Raw genomic sequence first — 12,457 nt, 5'->3', positions numbered from 1 at the left:
CCGCTTCTGAGGCGGCGCAGGTGACGTTAGGGGGAATGAGGCGGCCTGTCAGCCCGGCGCGCGGCGCAGCGGGGCAGGGCGCCCGGTGATGGAGCGCACCAGGGACGTCTTCACGCTGGCCACATGCTCGCGCATCAAAAGCTCGGCCCGGTGAGGCTCCGACATGATGATGGCGTCATAGATGCGGTGATGGTCGTCGTGACGCCGCCGCACGTCCAGAAGCTCGAACGAGACCACGTTGCGGTGCGAGGATTGGGGCACCGACTGGCACAGCCGCACCATGTCGCCCAGCATCCGGCAGCGGGCCGCCTGGTGGATCGTGTCGTGGAAGGCGAAGTTGATGGCGCCGTAGGAGATGCGATCATTCTCGGTCAACTCGCCCTTGGCCAGCAGGGCGTCGCCGTCCGCCAGCGAGCGCTCGATGGCCGCCCGCTCCTCTTCCTTCAGGCCGCGCTCGGCAGCGAAGCGGGCCGCCAGGGATTCCAGCATGGCGCGGATCTCATAGGCGTCGACGATCTCGGAGGTGAGATACTTGCGCACCGCATAGCCGCGATTGGGTGCATATTCGAGCAAGCCCTCCGAGGCGAGCGTCTGAAGGGCTGATCGCACCGGCGTGCGCGACACGCCGAGCCATTCGGAAAGGCGCACCTCATGCATGCGCACCCCCGCCTCGAACGTGCCCGAAAGGATGGCGGCGCGGATGCTGTCCGTCACCGAGAGGGAGCGGGTGGGGGCGCGATCCGGCTCTGAGGGTTCGACGAGGGTGTCTGACATGATGCTCGGCAGGGGTTCTCGTTGAATTTGATACCAGCAGGGCCGGTGCGTTCGCAAGGATACAATCGTCTTACGGATTTGCAGCGCATTGAAATTGCACAGGATCAATTTTGCACTGCGAAATAACAAAAATGCTCGAAACAGAGGCAATTTCTGCCTCAGAAATGATCACGAAATGTATACATGACTCGTTGACGGGAGTGGAATTGTATTCATACTCGGATCATCCCGGACGGATCGGCGGCGCCTGCCGCCCTCGCGCCGGAGCGGCTCAGGCGCCGGCGGAGTGTCCGCCGGGTCGCCCATGCCGCGCGCACCACGCCGAGGGGGAGCGCCAACGTGTTGAAGTCCTTCGATTTCGGTTTGGACCAGGTCCGGCCCGCCGTGGTCGCCATCGATCTGCATCGCGGCCATCTCGACATGGATGTGGCCACCATGCCCACCTCGCCCGAGGTGGCCGAGCGGGTGATCGCGGCCAATGATGTGCTGTTCCGCTGGGCGCGCGGCGCCGGGGTGCCGGTCATCCATCTCGTCACCTCCTATCGCGACGAGACGGAGATTCGCGCCAATCCCTTCTGGCGCACCCGCGCGGACGACCCCAGCGCCACCCGCAAGAATGTGCTGCGCCACAATCTGGAAGGCAGCCCGGGCTGCACTGTGATGCCGCAGCTTCAGGCGCCGGGCGATTTCGTCGTGCGCACCAAGAAGCGCTATGACTGCTTCATCGGCACCGACCTGGAATTCACGCTACGCGCCCACGGCATCAACATGCTGCTGGTCACCGGCGTGAACACCAATTCCTGCGTGCTCGCCACCACCACCGCCGCCAATGTGCGGGACTTCGCCGTGATCGTGGTGGAGGATTGCGTGGACACCATGGATGGTCCCGCCCTCCACGATGCCGGCCTTGCCTGTATCCGCACCGCTTTCGGCTGGGTGATGCCGGCCGTGGACGTCATCGCGGTCCTCGGCGCCCCCGAAGGCGTCGGCGCGCCATGAGCCGCCGCCTGAAGAGCATGGTGAGCGGGGGACGCCCCGTCCTGGCGGTCAATCCCGGCGGCGTCGCCCTGCCGGTGGTGGATGCGCTGGCCGATGCAGGCGTCGAGGCCTTGTTCATCGATTGCGAGCGGACGCCCGTCTCCATCGAAGGGGTTGTGGTTCTTGCCCGGGCGGCGCAGGCGCGCGGCATGGCGGCCCTGGTGCGCTCGCCCACCCGCGACCCGGCCTTTCTGACGCGTTACCTGGATTGCCGCATCGACGGCCTCGTCCTGCCCCAGGTGGAGGATGCGGCGGCCTGCGCGGAGCTTGTGGCGGTGGCCAAGACCTCGGGCCGTTGCGCGGATCTTTTCCTGGTGGCGCAGATCGAGACGGTGGCGGGCATCGCCGCGTTGGAGGAGATCGCGGCCGCACCGGGCATCGACCTCATCCTCATCGGCCCCAACGATTTGTCCCATTCCATGGGCCTGTCCGGGGATGCCGGCCATCCGCAGGTGCAACAGGCGGTGGCGGACGTGGCCGAAAGGCTCGCCGCCCTCGGGCGCCCGTTCGGCCTGCCCGTCTCCGCCGCCACCGCCGGAACCTGGGTCGGACGGGGCGCGCGCCTTCTCTATTCGGGGCTCGCCCCGCTCCTGTCCCCCTCCATCGCCGCGCTCCGGGAGGCTGCTGCGTGACCTTGAGGGTCCATCCCACCCCCGCATTCCAGTGAGGTAAACATGCCCACTCTGCCCCGTGACCGTGCCCCCTATTCCGCCATCGTCGACCGCCCGCCGCTGAAGCTGCCGGGCAATGCCCGCGTGGTGCTGTGGACCATCGTCAATCTGGAGGTGTGGGACATCAACCGGCCCATGGCGCGCCAGATCCTCTCCCCGCCGCAGGGCGTGCCGCTGCTGCCCGACGTGCCCAATTGGAGCTGGCACGAATACGGCATGCGGGTGGGCGTGTGGCGCTTCTTCGATCTTTATAAGCGCCTGGGCATCCGCCCGACCCTCTCCATCAATGCCCGCGTCTGCGAGGATTACGAGCGGGTGGCCGGCGAGGCGCGCGATGCCGGCTGGGAATTCATGGGCCACATGTATGACCAGCAGCCCATCCACAAGGTGGAGGACCAGCGCGGCACCATCTTCAAGTCCATGGACGTGATCGAGAAGTTCACGGGCAAGCGGCCGATCGGCTGGCTTGGCCCGGGCCTGACCCAGACCTTCGAGACCCCTGAGAACCTCGTGGATGCCGGCGTCAAATATATCGGTGACTGGGTGTGGGACGACGAGCCCTGCGAAATCTCCACCGCCTCCGGCCCGCTGGTGACGCTGCCCTACACGGTGGAGCACAACGACATCCCCATGATGGCCATCGCCAATCATGAATCGCCCTATTGGCTGCAGCGCTTCAAGGATTCGCTCGACCGCCTGCACATGGAAGGCGGAGATCGCGCCAAGATCCTGGCGGTGGCCATCCATCCCTACATTTCCGGCCAACCCCACCGCATCAAGTATCTGGAGGCGGTCTACGACTATGCCCGCAGCCGAGGAGACGTGCTGCTGTGGAATGGCGAGGAGATCTACGACTGGTACCAGGGCGTGAGGGGCAAGTGAGCGGTTCCGTGAACATGTCCGAAATCGCGCAAGCCGCTTTCGTCGTCCCGGCCCCGGAGGTCGTCAGCCTCCCCGTAGCCGGGCGCGCGACGCGCTTTCCCGTTCGGCGCATCTATTGCGTCGGGCGTAACTATCTCGCCCATATCCGCGAGATGAAGGAAGCCGAGGACGAGCGCGACCCGCCCTTCTTCTTCCAGAAGCCGCGCGATTCCATCGTGCCCGACGGGGCCACCGTGCCCTATCCGGCGGATACCACCGACTTCCAGTACGAGATCGAGCTGGTGGCGGCGATCGGAAAGGGGGGCGTGAACCTCTCGGTGGCCGAAGCCCGCGATCACATCTTCGGCTATGCGGTGGGCATCGACCTGACTCGCCGCGACCGCCAGCGGGACTGCCGCGACAAGCGCCTGCCCTGGGAGGCCGGAAAGGCCTTCGATCTCTCCGCGCCCTGCGGCGAGGTGCACCCGGCGAGCGTCATCGGCCACCCCGATCGGGGCGCCATCACGCTCGCCGTCAACGGCACGCTGACCCAGAAGGGCGACCTTGGGGAAATGATCTGGAACGTGCCGGAAATCGTCGCCAACCTCTCGCGCTCCTATCGCCTGGAGCCCGGAGACCTCATCATGACCGGCACGCCCGCGGGCGTCGGGCCGGTTGAGCCTGGCGACGTCATCGTCGGGCAGATCGAGGGCGTGGGCGCCCTCACCCTCACCATTGCCGAAGCCGGGGCCTGAACCATGCTTCCCACCGAGCGCATCGCCTATTCCGCCATCACCGAGCGCCCCCGCCTGACCTTGCCTGACGGCAAGCGCATGGCGGTGTGGATCATCGTCAATGTGGAGGAGTGGAATCCCAAGGAGACCATGCCCCGCACGGTGCTGACCCCGCCGGCGGGCGGTGCGCCCATGCCGGACATCCCCAACTGGGCCTGGCACGAATATGGCAACCGCGTCGGCTTCTGGCGCATGCTGGAGGTGTTCGACGAGTTCGAGGTGCCCGCCGCCCTTGCCATCAACGGCTCGGCCATCGCCGCCTATGAGCCCATCGCCCGGGCCGCCCTGGACCGCAACTGGGAATTCATCGGCCACGGCTTCAGCCAGAAGAACATGCAGAAGGTGGAGAACGAGCGCGAGGACATCGCCCGCACCACCAAGGTCATCACCGACTTTGTCGGCAAGCGCCCGCGCGGCTGGCTGGGGCCGGGCCTGACCGAGACCTGGGAGACCCCCGACATCCTGGTGGAGGAGGGCTATTCGTATGTGTGCGACTGGGTGCTGGACGACGAGCCGGTGGTGCTGAAGACCCGCACCAAGCCGATCCTGAACGTGCCCTACACCCAGGAATGCAACGACGTGGCGATGATGCTGATCCAGCATCACAAGGCGTCGGAATATTTCGACCGGGCCTCGGACCAGTTCGACCAGATCCACCACGATGCCCGCCATTCGGCCCGCGTGATGGCCATCGTGGTGCACCCCTACATCATGGGCGCGCCGCACCGGCTGAAATATTTCCGCAAGATCGTCGAGAAGATCGCCTCCTACGAAGACGTGGCCTTCATGACGGGCGAGCAGATCGCCGATTGGTATCTGGCGCAGCGCCCGAACGCGCTCTCCGAGGCCGCCGAGTGATGGGCGGCTGGGCCTTCCATATCCTCAACGGGCTGACCTTCGCGGCGCTCCTGTTCATCGTCGCGTCGGGCTTCACGCTGATCTTCGGCCTGCTGCGCATCGTGAACCTGGCGCACGGGGCGCTTTACCTGGCCGGCGGCTATATTGGCTACACGGTGGCGGCCACCTTGGGGGCCGGCTTCTTCCTCGGCTGCATCGCCGCCATGGCGAGCGTGGCGCTGGCGGGTTTTGTCCTCGACCAGGGCCTGCTGCGCTTCGTGCGCGGCTTCGAGTTGCGGCAGGTGCTGCTGACCCTGGGTGTCGCTTTCATCATCAACGACATGCTGCTGGTGGTGTTCGGCGGCGACACCTTCACCATGCCCGCTCCGGCGATCCTACGCGGGGCCATCAACATCAACGGGCTGTTCTATCCCAAGTACCGGCTCTTCGTGCTCGGCCTCGGGGTGGTGATGTTCATCCTGCTCTGGCTGCTGCTCTACAAGACGCGCCTCGGCGCGCTGATCCGGGCGGGCGTGGATGACCGCGAGATGATCGAGGCCATGGGCATCAACATCCGCCGCATCTTCCTGCTCACCTTCATGCTGGGCTCCGCCTTTGCCGGCCTCGGCGGCGCGGTGGGCGGCGCCTTCCTGACCCTCTATCCGAGCGCGGACGCCGAGATCCTCGTCTTCTCGCTGGCGGTCGTCATCATCGGCGGCTGCGGCAGCCTGGTGGGTGCGGCGGTGGGTGCGGTGATGGTGGGCCTGCTCAATTCCATCGGCCAGGTCATGTTCCCGGAATTCGCCTATTTCGTCATCTTCGGACCCATGGCCCTGATCCTGGCCTTCCGTCCCCTCGGCCTGTTCGGGAGGGCGGCATGACGGGCCTCCTTGCTTCCTCCCGCGCCGCCCGGCTCGGTGGCCTCGCGGTCCTCATCGGCGCGCTCGCCTTCGCGCTGGTGCCGCTGGTGGCGCCCACCTATCAGGTGAGCATCTTCACCGAGATCCTCATCTTCGCCGTGCTGGCCATGGCGGTGGATATCCTGGCCGGCTATACCGGCCGCACGCCCCTGTGCCACGGCGCCATTTTCGGGGTGGCCACCTATGTGACCATCTACTGGCACACCAATGTGAGCGAGCACCTGGTCCTCGCCATGGCGGCCGGCGTGGTGGCGGCGACTTTGGTCGCGGCGGTGTTCGCGCTGCTCGCCATCCGCACCTCCGGCGTCTATTTCCTGCTGCTGACCCTGGCGCTGGGCATGATCGTGTGGGGCGTGTGCCTGCGCTGGACAGCGGTCACCGGCGGCGAGAACGGCCTGCGCGGCAGCCTGCGGCCCGGCGCCATCGCCGACCATGTGCATTTCTATTACGTGGTCTTCGCGGTGGCGGCGGTGGTGGCCTTCGCCATGTGGCGCTTCGTGCGCTCCTCCTTCGGGCTCACGCTGCGGGGCATCCGCGACAGCGAAAGCCGCATGCGGGCGCTCGGCTACAATGTCTCGCTGCATCTGTTCGTGGCCTTCACGGTGTCGGGCTTCTTCGCCGGCATCGCCGGGGCGCTCTATGCCCTGTTCAACGAGTTCGCCAGCCCCTCCACGGTCGCCCTCTCCCAGTCGGTGGAAGGGCTGCTGATGGCGGTGGCGGGCGGCATCGGCACGCTGTTCGGTGCCTTCATCGGGGCGGGCGTGGTGATCGGGCTGGAGAATTTCGCCAGCCTCTACACCGAGCGCTGGATGAGCGTGCTCGGCCTCATGTTCGTCCTCACCATGATTTTCGCGCCCGAGGGCATCCTCGGTCGCGTCCGGGATTTGCTATCGCGCGGCCGGCACTGAACCGGCCCGCCAACGACAACAGACCAGAAGGAGCGGGTTATGGATCGCAGGACGTTTCTGAAGACCTCCGTCGCCCTCGCCGCCACCGGCGTCGTGGCCAGTCCCTATGTGGCGCGTGCGCAGGGCGCGCCCATCAAGATCGGCCTCATGGCGCCGCTGACCGGCGTCGTCGCCTCCGGCGGGCGCGAGATGGTGGATGGGTTCAACATGTATTTCGAGAGCGTGGGCGGCGAAGTGGCCGGCCGCAAGGTGGAAGTGGTGGTGGAGGACGACGCCTCCAACCCGGACACCGCGCTCCAGAAGGCCCGCCGCCTGGTGGAGCAGGCCAAGGTGGACTTCCTGTTCGGCAACCTGCTCGCCAATACCGGCCTGGCGGTGGCCAATTACGTGAAGGGCAATGGCGTGCCCTATTTCATCCCGATCATCGCCGCCGATGATCTCACCCAGCGCGCGCGCATCAAGAATGTGATCCGCGTGGCCGGCTACACCGCCAGCCAGTTCCCCCGGCCGCTGGCCGACTGGGCGCTGAAGCAGGGCTACAAGAAGGTGGCCACCATCAGCCAGGACTACACCTTCGGGCATGAGCAGTGCGGCGGATTCTGCCAGACCTTCACCGAAGGCGGCGGGCAGGTGCTGGGCCAGTTCTGGCACCCGCTCAACACCTCCGACTTCAGCCCCTATCTCGGCCAGATCGCGAATCTCGGTGTCGATTGCGTGTTCGCCATGGAGACGGGGGCCGATGCCACCCGTCTCATGCAGCAATATGCCAATTTCGGCCTCAAGGGGCAGATCCCCATGCTGGGGGCCATGAACCTCACCGACCAGTCGGTGATCCGCACCATGGGCGATGAAGTGGACGGCATCGTCTCCGCTGCCCATTTCGCTGAGGGCTCCGACGTACCGGTGACCCAGGCGTTCGTGGCGGAGAATGTGAAGCGCTACGGCAAGCTGCCCTCGCTCTACGGCTTCTCCATGTATTCGGGTGCCATGTGGGTGTCCGAGGCGCTCAAGACCATCAACGGCAATGCAGCGGACAAGGATGTCCTGATCGACGCCGTGATGAAGACGACGCTCACCGGCTCCCCCTTGGGCAAGCCGGTCAAGCTCGACGCCTACGGCAACCCCATCTACGACGTCTATATCCGCAAGGTCACCAAGGCCAAGGACGGAAAATACTGGAACGTTCCGGTCACCACCTACCCGAACGTGTCTCAGTTCTGGACCTATGACCCCGAGACCTATATGAAACAGCCGCCTTATTCGCGGACCTTCCAGGGCATCAAGAAGTCCTGATCGCGCTTCCGCAGGCCGGCACGGCATCCACCGACGCCGGCCCAGGAAGAGGCCCCCGCGCCCGAAAGCCCTGACACGGGCGCGGGGGCCTTCCTCCCCTCCGATGCCGTTTCGGAACTGAAAGGCAGTTCGGGCCGTGAGCCATCTTCTCGACCTTGACCATATCACCGTCCGGTTCGGCGGGCTGAAAGCGGTGGACGACGTATCCATCCGCGTGAAGGCCGGCGAGCGGCGGGCCATCATCGGCCCCAACGGCGCCGGCAAGACCACCTTGTTCAATGTGATGACCGGAGTGGTGCGCGCCGCGTCCGGCACCATCAGCTTCGATGGCGCCAATGTCACCGGCGAGCCCGTGCACAAGCGCGCCGCCCGTGGCATGAGCCGCACCTTCCAGATCACCAATCTCTTCCCCCGCCTGACGGTGGAGGAGAATATGCGCCTCGCCCTGCGCGGCCTCTCACCCCGCAAATTCTCCCTGTTCGATAGCGGCGCGCTGACCCCGGACGAGGAAGCCCGCGCCCATCGCGCGCTCTCGCTCTCCCGCCTCCAGGAGCGGCGCGGGGCCCAGGTGCGGGAAATGTCCTATGGCGAGCAGCGCCAGCTGGAAATGGCCATGGCGCTGGCCGCCGAGCCCAAGCTCCTGCTGCTGGACGAGCCGGCGGCGGGTCTCTCGCCGGCGGAGCGCGTGATCGTCGCCGACGTGATCCGCTCGCTCCCGCGCGAACTGACCCTCGTCCTCATCGAGCATGACATGGACCTCGTGCTGCAACTGGTGGACTACGTGACCGTGCTCAATAACGGCAAGCTGCTGGTGGAAGCCCCGCCCGGCGAGATCCGCGACAATCCGGACGTGCAGGACGTCTATCTGGGCAAGGCGCGCGCCCATGCTTGAGGTGCGCGACATCCACTCCTATTACGGCGACGCCCATGTGCTGCACGGGGCGAGCCTCAGCGTGGGCAAGAGCGAAGTGCTCGCTTTGCTCGGCCGAAACGGCATGGGCAAGACAACGCTCATCCGCTCCATCATGAACCTCTCCCCGCCCCGGGTGGGCGAGGGCGAGGTGATCTGGAAGGGCCAGTCCATCAAGGGCGTCGCCCCGCACGAGATCGCCAAGCGCGGCATCGCCTTGGTACCGCAGGGCCGGCGGCTCTTCCCCTCGCTCACCGTCACCGAGCACCTCACCGTGCTGAAGGCGGCGAACGTGCGCGAGGGCTGGACGGTGGCGAAAGCCTTCGAGCTGTTTCCCCGCCTCGGCGAGCGGCGCCATCATTATGGCAACCAGCTTTCCGGCGGCGAGCGGCAGATGCTGGCGGTGGCCCGCGCGCTGATGATCGATCCTGAACTCATCCTCATGGACGAGCCCTCCGAGGGGCTGGCGCCGGTGATGGTGCAGCATTTGGAGGCCATCATCGCGGAGCTGAAGCAGGCGGGCCTGTCCATCCTCTTGGTGGAGCAGAACCTTTATAGCGCGCTGGCGGTGGCGGATCGGGTCTCCATCCTGGAGACCGGGCGCATGGTCTATGAGGCGGACGCGGCCACCGTCGCGGCTGACCCGAAGGCGCTCACGCGCTTCCTCGGCGTGCATTGAGGGGCAGCCATGGCGACAGACGACATGCCCACCGACCATATGCGTGCCTTGATGGCGGAGTGGAACGGCGTGCATTTCGAGTCCGCTCTTTTGCCGCCTCTGCGAGCGGTGGCGGTCGCCATGAACGGCGTGGTGCGGGCGACGGCGGATGCCCATCTGCCCTTTGATGCCGCGCCCTGGAGTTTTGAGACCCTGAAGGCGCAGTTCCGTGCCGCCGAGCCCGCCGACGAGGCGGGGGAGGAGCGGGCATGAGCGCGGTTCATGAACTGGGGGTGGTGGAGGTAGCCGAGGCGGTGGCCAGTGGCGCGGTGAGTGCCGAGGCGGCGGCCAAGGCGGCCCATGAGCGCCTCGCGACGCTGGGCCCGCGCTTCAATGCCGTGGTGCGCCTTGACCTGGACTTCGCCCTCGAAGCCGCCCGCGTCGTGGACCGTGCCCGCGCCCGTGGCGAAGTCCTGGGTCCGCTTGCGGGCGTGCCCATGGCCCATAAGGATCTGTTCTATCGCGCCGGCCGCCCCTGCTCCGGCGGCTCCATCATCCGCAAGGACGTGGTGCCGGACGAGACTGCCGTGGCGCTGGAGCGCCTGGATGCCGCCGGGGCGGTGGATCTCGGCACGCTGCACCTTGCGGAGTTTGCCCTCTCGCCCACCGGCTACAACATCCATTACGGCCACGGGCGCAACCCGTGGAGCCTCGACCATTGCTCGGGCGGATCGTCCTCCGGATCGGGTGCGGCCGTGGCGGCGCGGCTCGTGCCCGCAGCGCTCGGTTCCGATACGGGCGGTTCCATCCGCCATCCCTCCGCCATGTGCGGCCTCACGGGGGTGAAGCCCACCCATGGCCTCGTGCCGCTGGCCGGCGCCATGCCGCTCTCGCCCAGCCTCGACACCATCGGCCCGCTCGCCCGGAGCGCGCGCGATGCCGCCCGGCTGCTCTCGGTCATCGCCGGTCCCAGCCCCAGCGACGGCGCCAGCCTCTCCGCGCCCGTGCGCGACTATGAGGCGGGGCTCAGCGGGGACCTGTCCGGCCTGACCATCGCCGTGCCCCAGGACTATTACCGCCCGGCCGCCACGCCCGAAATCCTCGCCCTCCTGGACGAGGCCGTCGCCGTCTTGCGGGACCGGGGCGCGCGGATCATCGAGACGCGGATCGGCGAGGACATGGGCGGCATGGCCTACGTGAACGCCGCCATGCAGGTGCTCATGTCGGTGGAGGCGGCCACCCTCCATCGCGCTTATATCGAGGCGCGCCCGCAGGATTACGCCCCCCAGGTGCTCGCCCGCATCCTGCCGGGCCTCGCCTATCCCGCGCTCCGCTATGCCGAGGCGCTGATGATGCGGGCGCGCGCCTGCGCCGCCTGGATCGCCGGGGCCATGGGGGAAGCCGACATGGCCTTTCTTCCGACCCTCGCCGTGCCCGTGCCCACCATTGCCGAGACCACCGAAGGCGCACCGGAAGCGGTGGCGGCGGCGCTCGGCCGCGTCACCCATTGCACAAGGGGCCTGAATTATCTCGGCCTGCCGGCGGTGGCGGTGCCGTGTGGCTTCACTCCGGGCATGTTGCCAGCCTCGTTCCAATTGGTGGGCCGTCCCTTCTCGGAGGCGCTCCTGCTGCGGGCGGCGGATGCCTACCAGCGGGTGACCGACTTCCACACCCGCGTCCCGCCCGGCTGCGGGGTCGCCTGAGCCGGTCGGCGAAGCGCCCTTAGGGCCTTCGCCGCGACATCCCCATCCCCCTGTCCCGCGCGCCGACCCCCGGCGCCGCGCAAGAAGAGGACGTCCCCATGCGCGTCGACCTGCACAGCCACGCCATCCCCCGCACCATCGTCGAGGCCATCGCCGCCGACGGAAAGGGGTTTGCCGCCCGCATCGAGGGCGCCGAGGGGCATCGCCGCATGGTGCACGACCAGGGCTATGTCTATCCCCTGTTCGACGAGTTCCTGGACCCCGCCGCCAAGCTCGCCGCCATGGACCGCAAGGGGCTCGACCTCTCGGTGGTCTCCACCGCCCCGCCCATGTTCTATTACTGGGCGCCCGCCGAGCTCGCCGCGAAAGCCGCGCGCCTCGTGAATGACGGCATTGCCGAGTTCGTCGCCGCCGCCCCCGACCGGCTGCGGGGCATGGCCTCCGTGCCCATGCAGCATCCAGAATTGGCGGTGGCCGAGCTGGAGCGGGCGGTGAACGAGCTGGGCTTCAAGGCGGTGGAGATCGGCACCACCATCGAGGGGGTGCAACTGGCCGATCCCCGCTTCCGACCCTTCCTGCGCCGGGCGCGGGAATTGGACGTGCTGGTCTTCATCCATCCCTATTATGTGGGCTCGAAGGCGGGGCTGGAGGATTATTACCTCACCAATCTGGCAGGCAATCCGTTCGACACCACGCTCGCCATCTCCCACCTCATCTTCTCCGGCGCGCTGGACGAGCTGGCGGGCCTGAAGATCCTCGCCGCCCATGGCGGGGGCTATGCGCCCTACCAGATCGGGCGGCTGGAGCATGGCCAGAAGGTGCGAGCCGAGCCGAAGGTGAAGACCACCACCTCGCCCAAGGCGCTGCTGAAGACCCTCTATTTCGACACCGTGCTGTTCGATGCCCAGGCGCTGCGCCACCTGATCGACGTGGTGGGCGCCGACCATGTGTGCCTCGGCACCGATGCCCCCTTCGACATGGGCGACGAGACTCCGCTGGCCAGCCTGGATGCGGTGCCGGGCCTCTCGGCGGCGGAACGCGACAGGATCGGCGCCGCCAATGCCCTGGCGCTGCTGGGAGAAGGCTGAGA

General features: G+C 67.2%; 14 protein-coding genes. 13 read left to right on the top strand and 1 reads right to left on the bottom strand.

The features are described 5' to 3' along the window. Window positions 1-48: 48 nt before the first annotated feature. On the bottom strand, window positions 49-774 hold the full coding sequence (locus J5J86_RS21700) for a GntR family transcriptional regulator (RefSeq protein ID WP_209102032.1): 726 nt from the start codon (window positions 772-774) through the stop codon (window positions 49-51). A 339-nt stretch (window positions 775-1,113) separates the two neighbouring features. Here J5J86_RS21700 and J5J86_RS21695 point away from each other — a divergent pair, with 339 nt between their 5' ends. The 13 genes from J5J86_RS21695 (at window position 1,114) to J5J86_RS21635 (ending at window position 12,455) form a co-directional block, all read left to right on the top strand. Then, window positions 1,114-1,773, top strand: coding sequence for a cysteine hydrolase family protein (locus J5J86_RS21695; protein ID WP_209102031.1), 660 nt, complete (start codon window positions 1,114-1,116; stop codon window positions 1,771-1,773). Continuing rightward, window positions 1,770-2,444: an aldolase/citrate lyase family protein gene (locus J5J86_RS21690; protein ID WP_209102030.1), complete on the top strand. Its 675-nt coding sequence runs from the start codon at window positions 1,770-1,772 to the stop codon at window positions 2,442-2,444. Before J5J86_RS21695 ends, J5J86_RS21690 begins: the two co-directional genes overlap by 4 nt. A gap of 42 nt (window positions 2,445-2,486) precedes the next feature. Continuing rightward, the gene (locus tag J5J86_RS21685; RefSeq protein ID WP_209102028.1) at window positions 2,487-3,365 is read left to right on the top strand and encodes a polysaccharide deacetylase family protein; all 879 of its coding nucleotides are present in this window, start codon (window positions 2,487-2,489) and stop codon (window positions 3,363-3,365) included. Window positions 3,366-3,379: 14 nt separating this feature from the next. After that, complete coding sequence (locus tag J5J86_RS21680; protein WP_446698695.1) at window positions 3,380-4,099, top strand: fumarylacetoacetate hydrolase family protein; 720 nt, start codon at window positions 3,380-3,382, stop codon at window positions 4,097-4,099. A gap of 3 nt (window positions 4,100-4,102) precedes the next feature. Further along, window positions 4,103-4,996, top strand: a complete 894-nt coding sequence (locus tag J5J86_RS21675; protein WP_209102027.1) for a polysaccharide deacetylase family protein — start codon at window positions 4,103-4,105, stop codon at window positions 4,994-4,996. Beyond that, window positions 4,996-5,856 carry a branched-chain amino acid ABC transporter permease gene (locus J5J86_RS21670; protein ID WP_209102025.1) on the top strand — a complete coding sequence of 287 codons (861 nt, stop codon included), beginning with the start codon at window positions 4,996-4,998 and terminating at the stop codon, window positions 5,854-5,856. The genes J5J86_RS21675 and J5J86_RS21670 overlap by 1 nt, the downstream gene beginning before the upstream one ends. Continuing rightward, the gene (locus J5J86_RS21665; RefSeq protein WP_209102023.1) at window positions 5,853-6,803 is read left to right on the top strand and encodes a branched-chain amino acid ABC transporter permease; all 951 of its coding nucleotides are present in this window, start codon (window positions 5,853-5,855) and stop codon (window positions 6,801-6,803) included. The genes J5J86_RS21670 and J5J86_RS21665 overlap by 4 nt, the downstream gene beginning before the upstream one ends. 39 nt (window positions 6,804-6,842) lie before the next feature. Next, a complete protein-coding gene (locus tag J5J86_RS21660; RefSeq protein ID WP_209105494.1) occupies window positions 6,843-8,096 on the top strand; it encodes an ABC transporter substrate-binding protein in 1,254 nt (417 codons plus the stop codon). A 136-nt stretch (window positions 8,097-8,232) separates the two neighbouring features. After that, a complete protein-coding gene (locus J5J86_RS21655) occupies window positions 8,233-8,988 on the top strand; it encodes an ABC transporter ATP-binding protein (protein WP_209102021.1) in 756 nt (251 codons plus the stop codon). Continuing rightward, on the top strand, window positions 8,981-9,685 hold the full coding sequence (locus J5J86_RS21650; RefSeq protein ID WP_209102019.1) for an ABC transporter ATP-binding protein: 705 nt from the start codon (window positions 8,981-8,983) through the stop codon (window positions 9,683-9,685). Before J5J86_RS21655 ends, J5J86_RS21650 begins: the two co-directional genes overlap by 8 nt. Window positions 9,686-9,694: 9 nt before the next feature. After that, entirely contained in the window at window positions 9,695-9,937 is a 243-nt protein-coding gene (locus J5J86_RS21645) for a hypothetical protein (RefSeq protein WP_209102017.1), read from the top strand. Further along, window positions 9,934-11,367 (top strand): amidase, encoded by a 1,434-nt coding sequence (locus tag J5J86_RS21640; protein WP_209102015.1) that lies wholly within the window; start codon window positions 9,934-9,936, stop codon window positions 11,365-11,367. Before J5J86_RS21645 ends, J5J86_RS21640 begins: the two co-directional genes overlap by 4 nt. A gap of 98 nt (window positions 11,368-11,465) precedes the next feature. Then, entirely contained in the window at window positions 11,466-12,455 is a 990-nt protein-coding gene (locus J5J86_RS21635; RefSeq protein WP_209102014.1) for an amidohydrolase family protein, read from the top strand. The last annotated feature ends 2 nt before the right edge of the window (window positions 12,456-12,457 follow it).

The organism is Aquabacter sp. L1I39, assembly GCF_017742835.1.
Classification (GTDB): Bacteria; Pseudomonadota; Alphaproteobacteria; order Rhizobiales; family Xanthobacteraceae; genus L1I39.
This window is presented reverse-complemented; position numbering and strand designations above follow the sequence as displayed.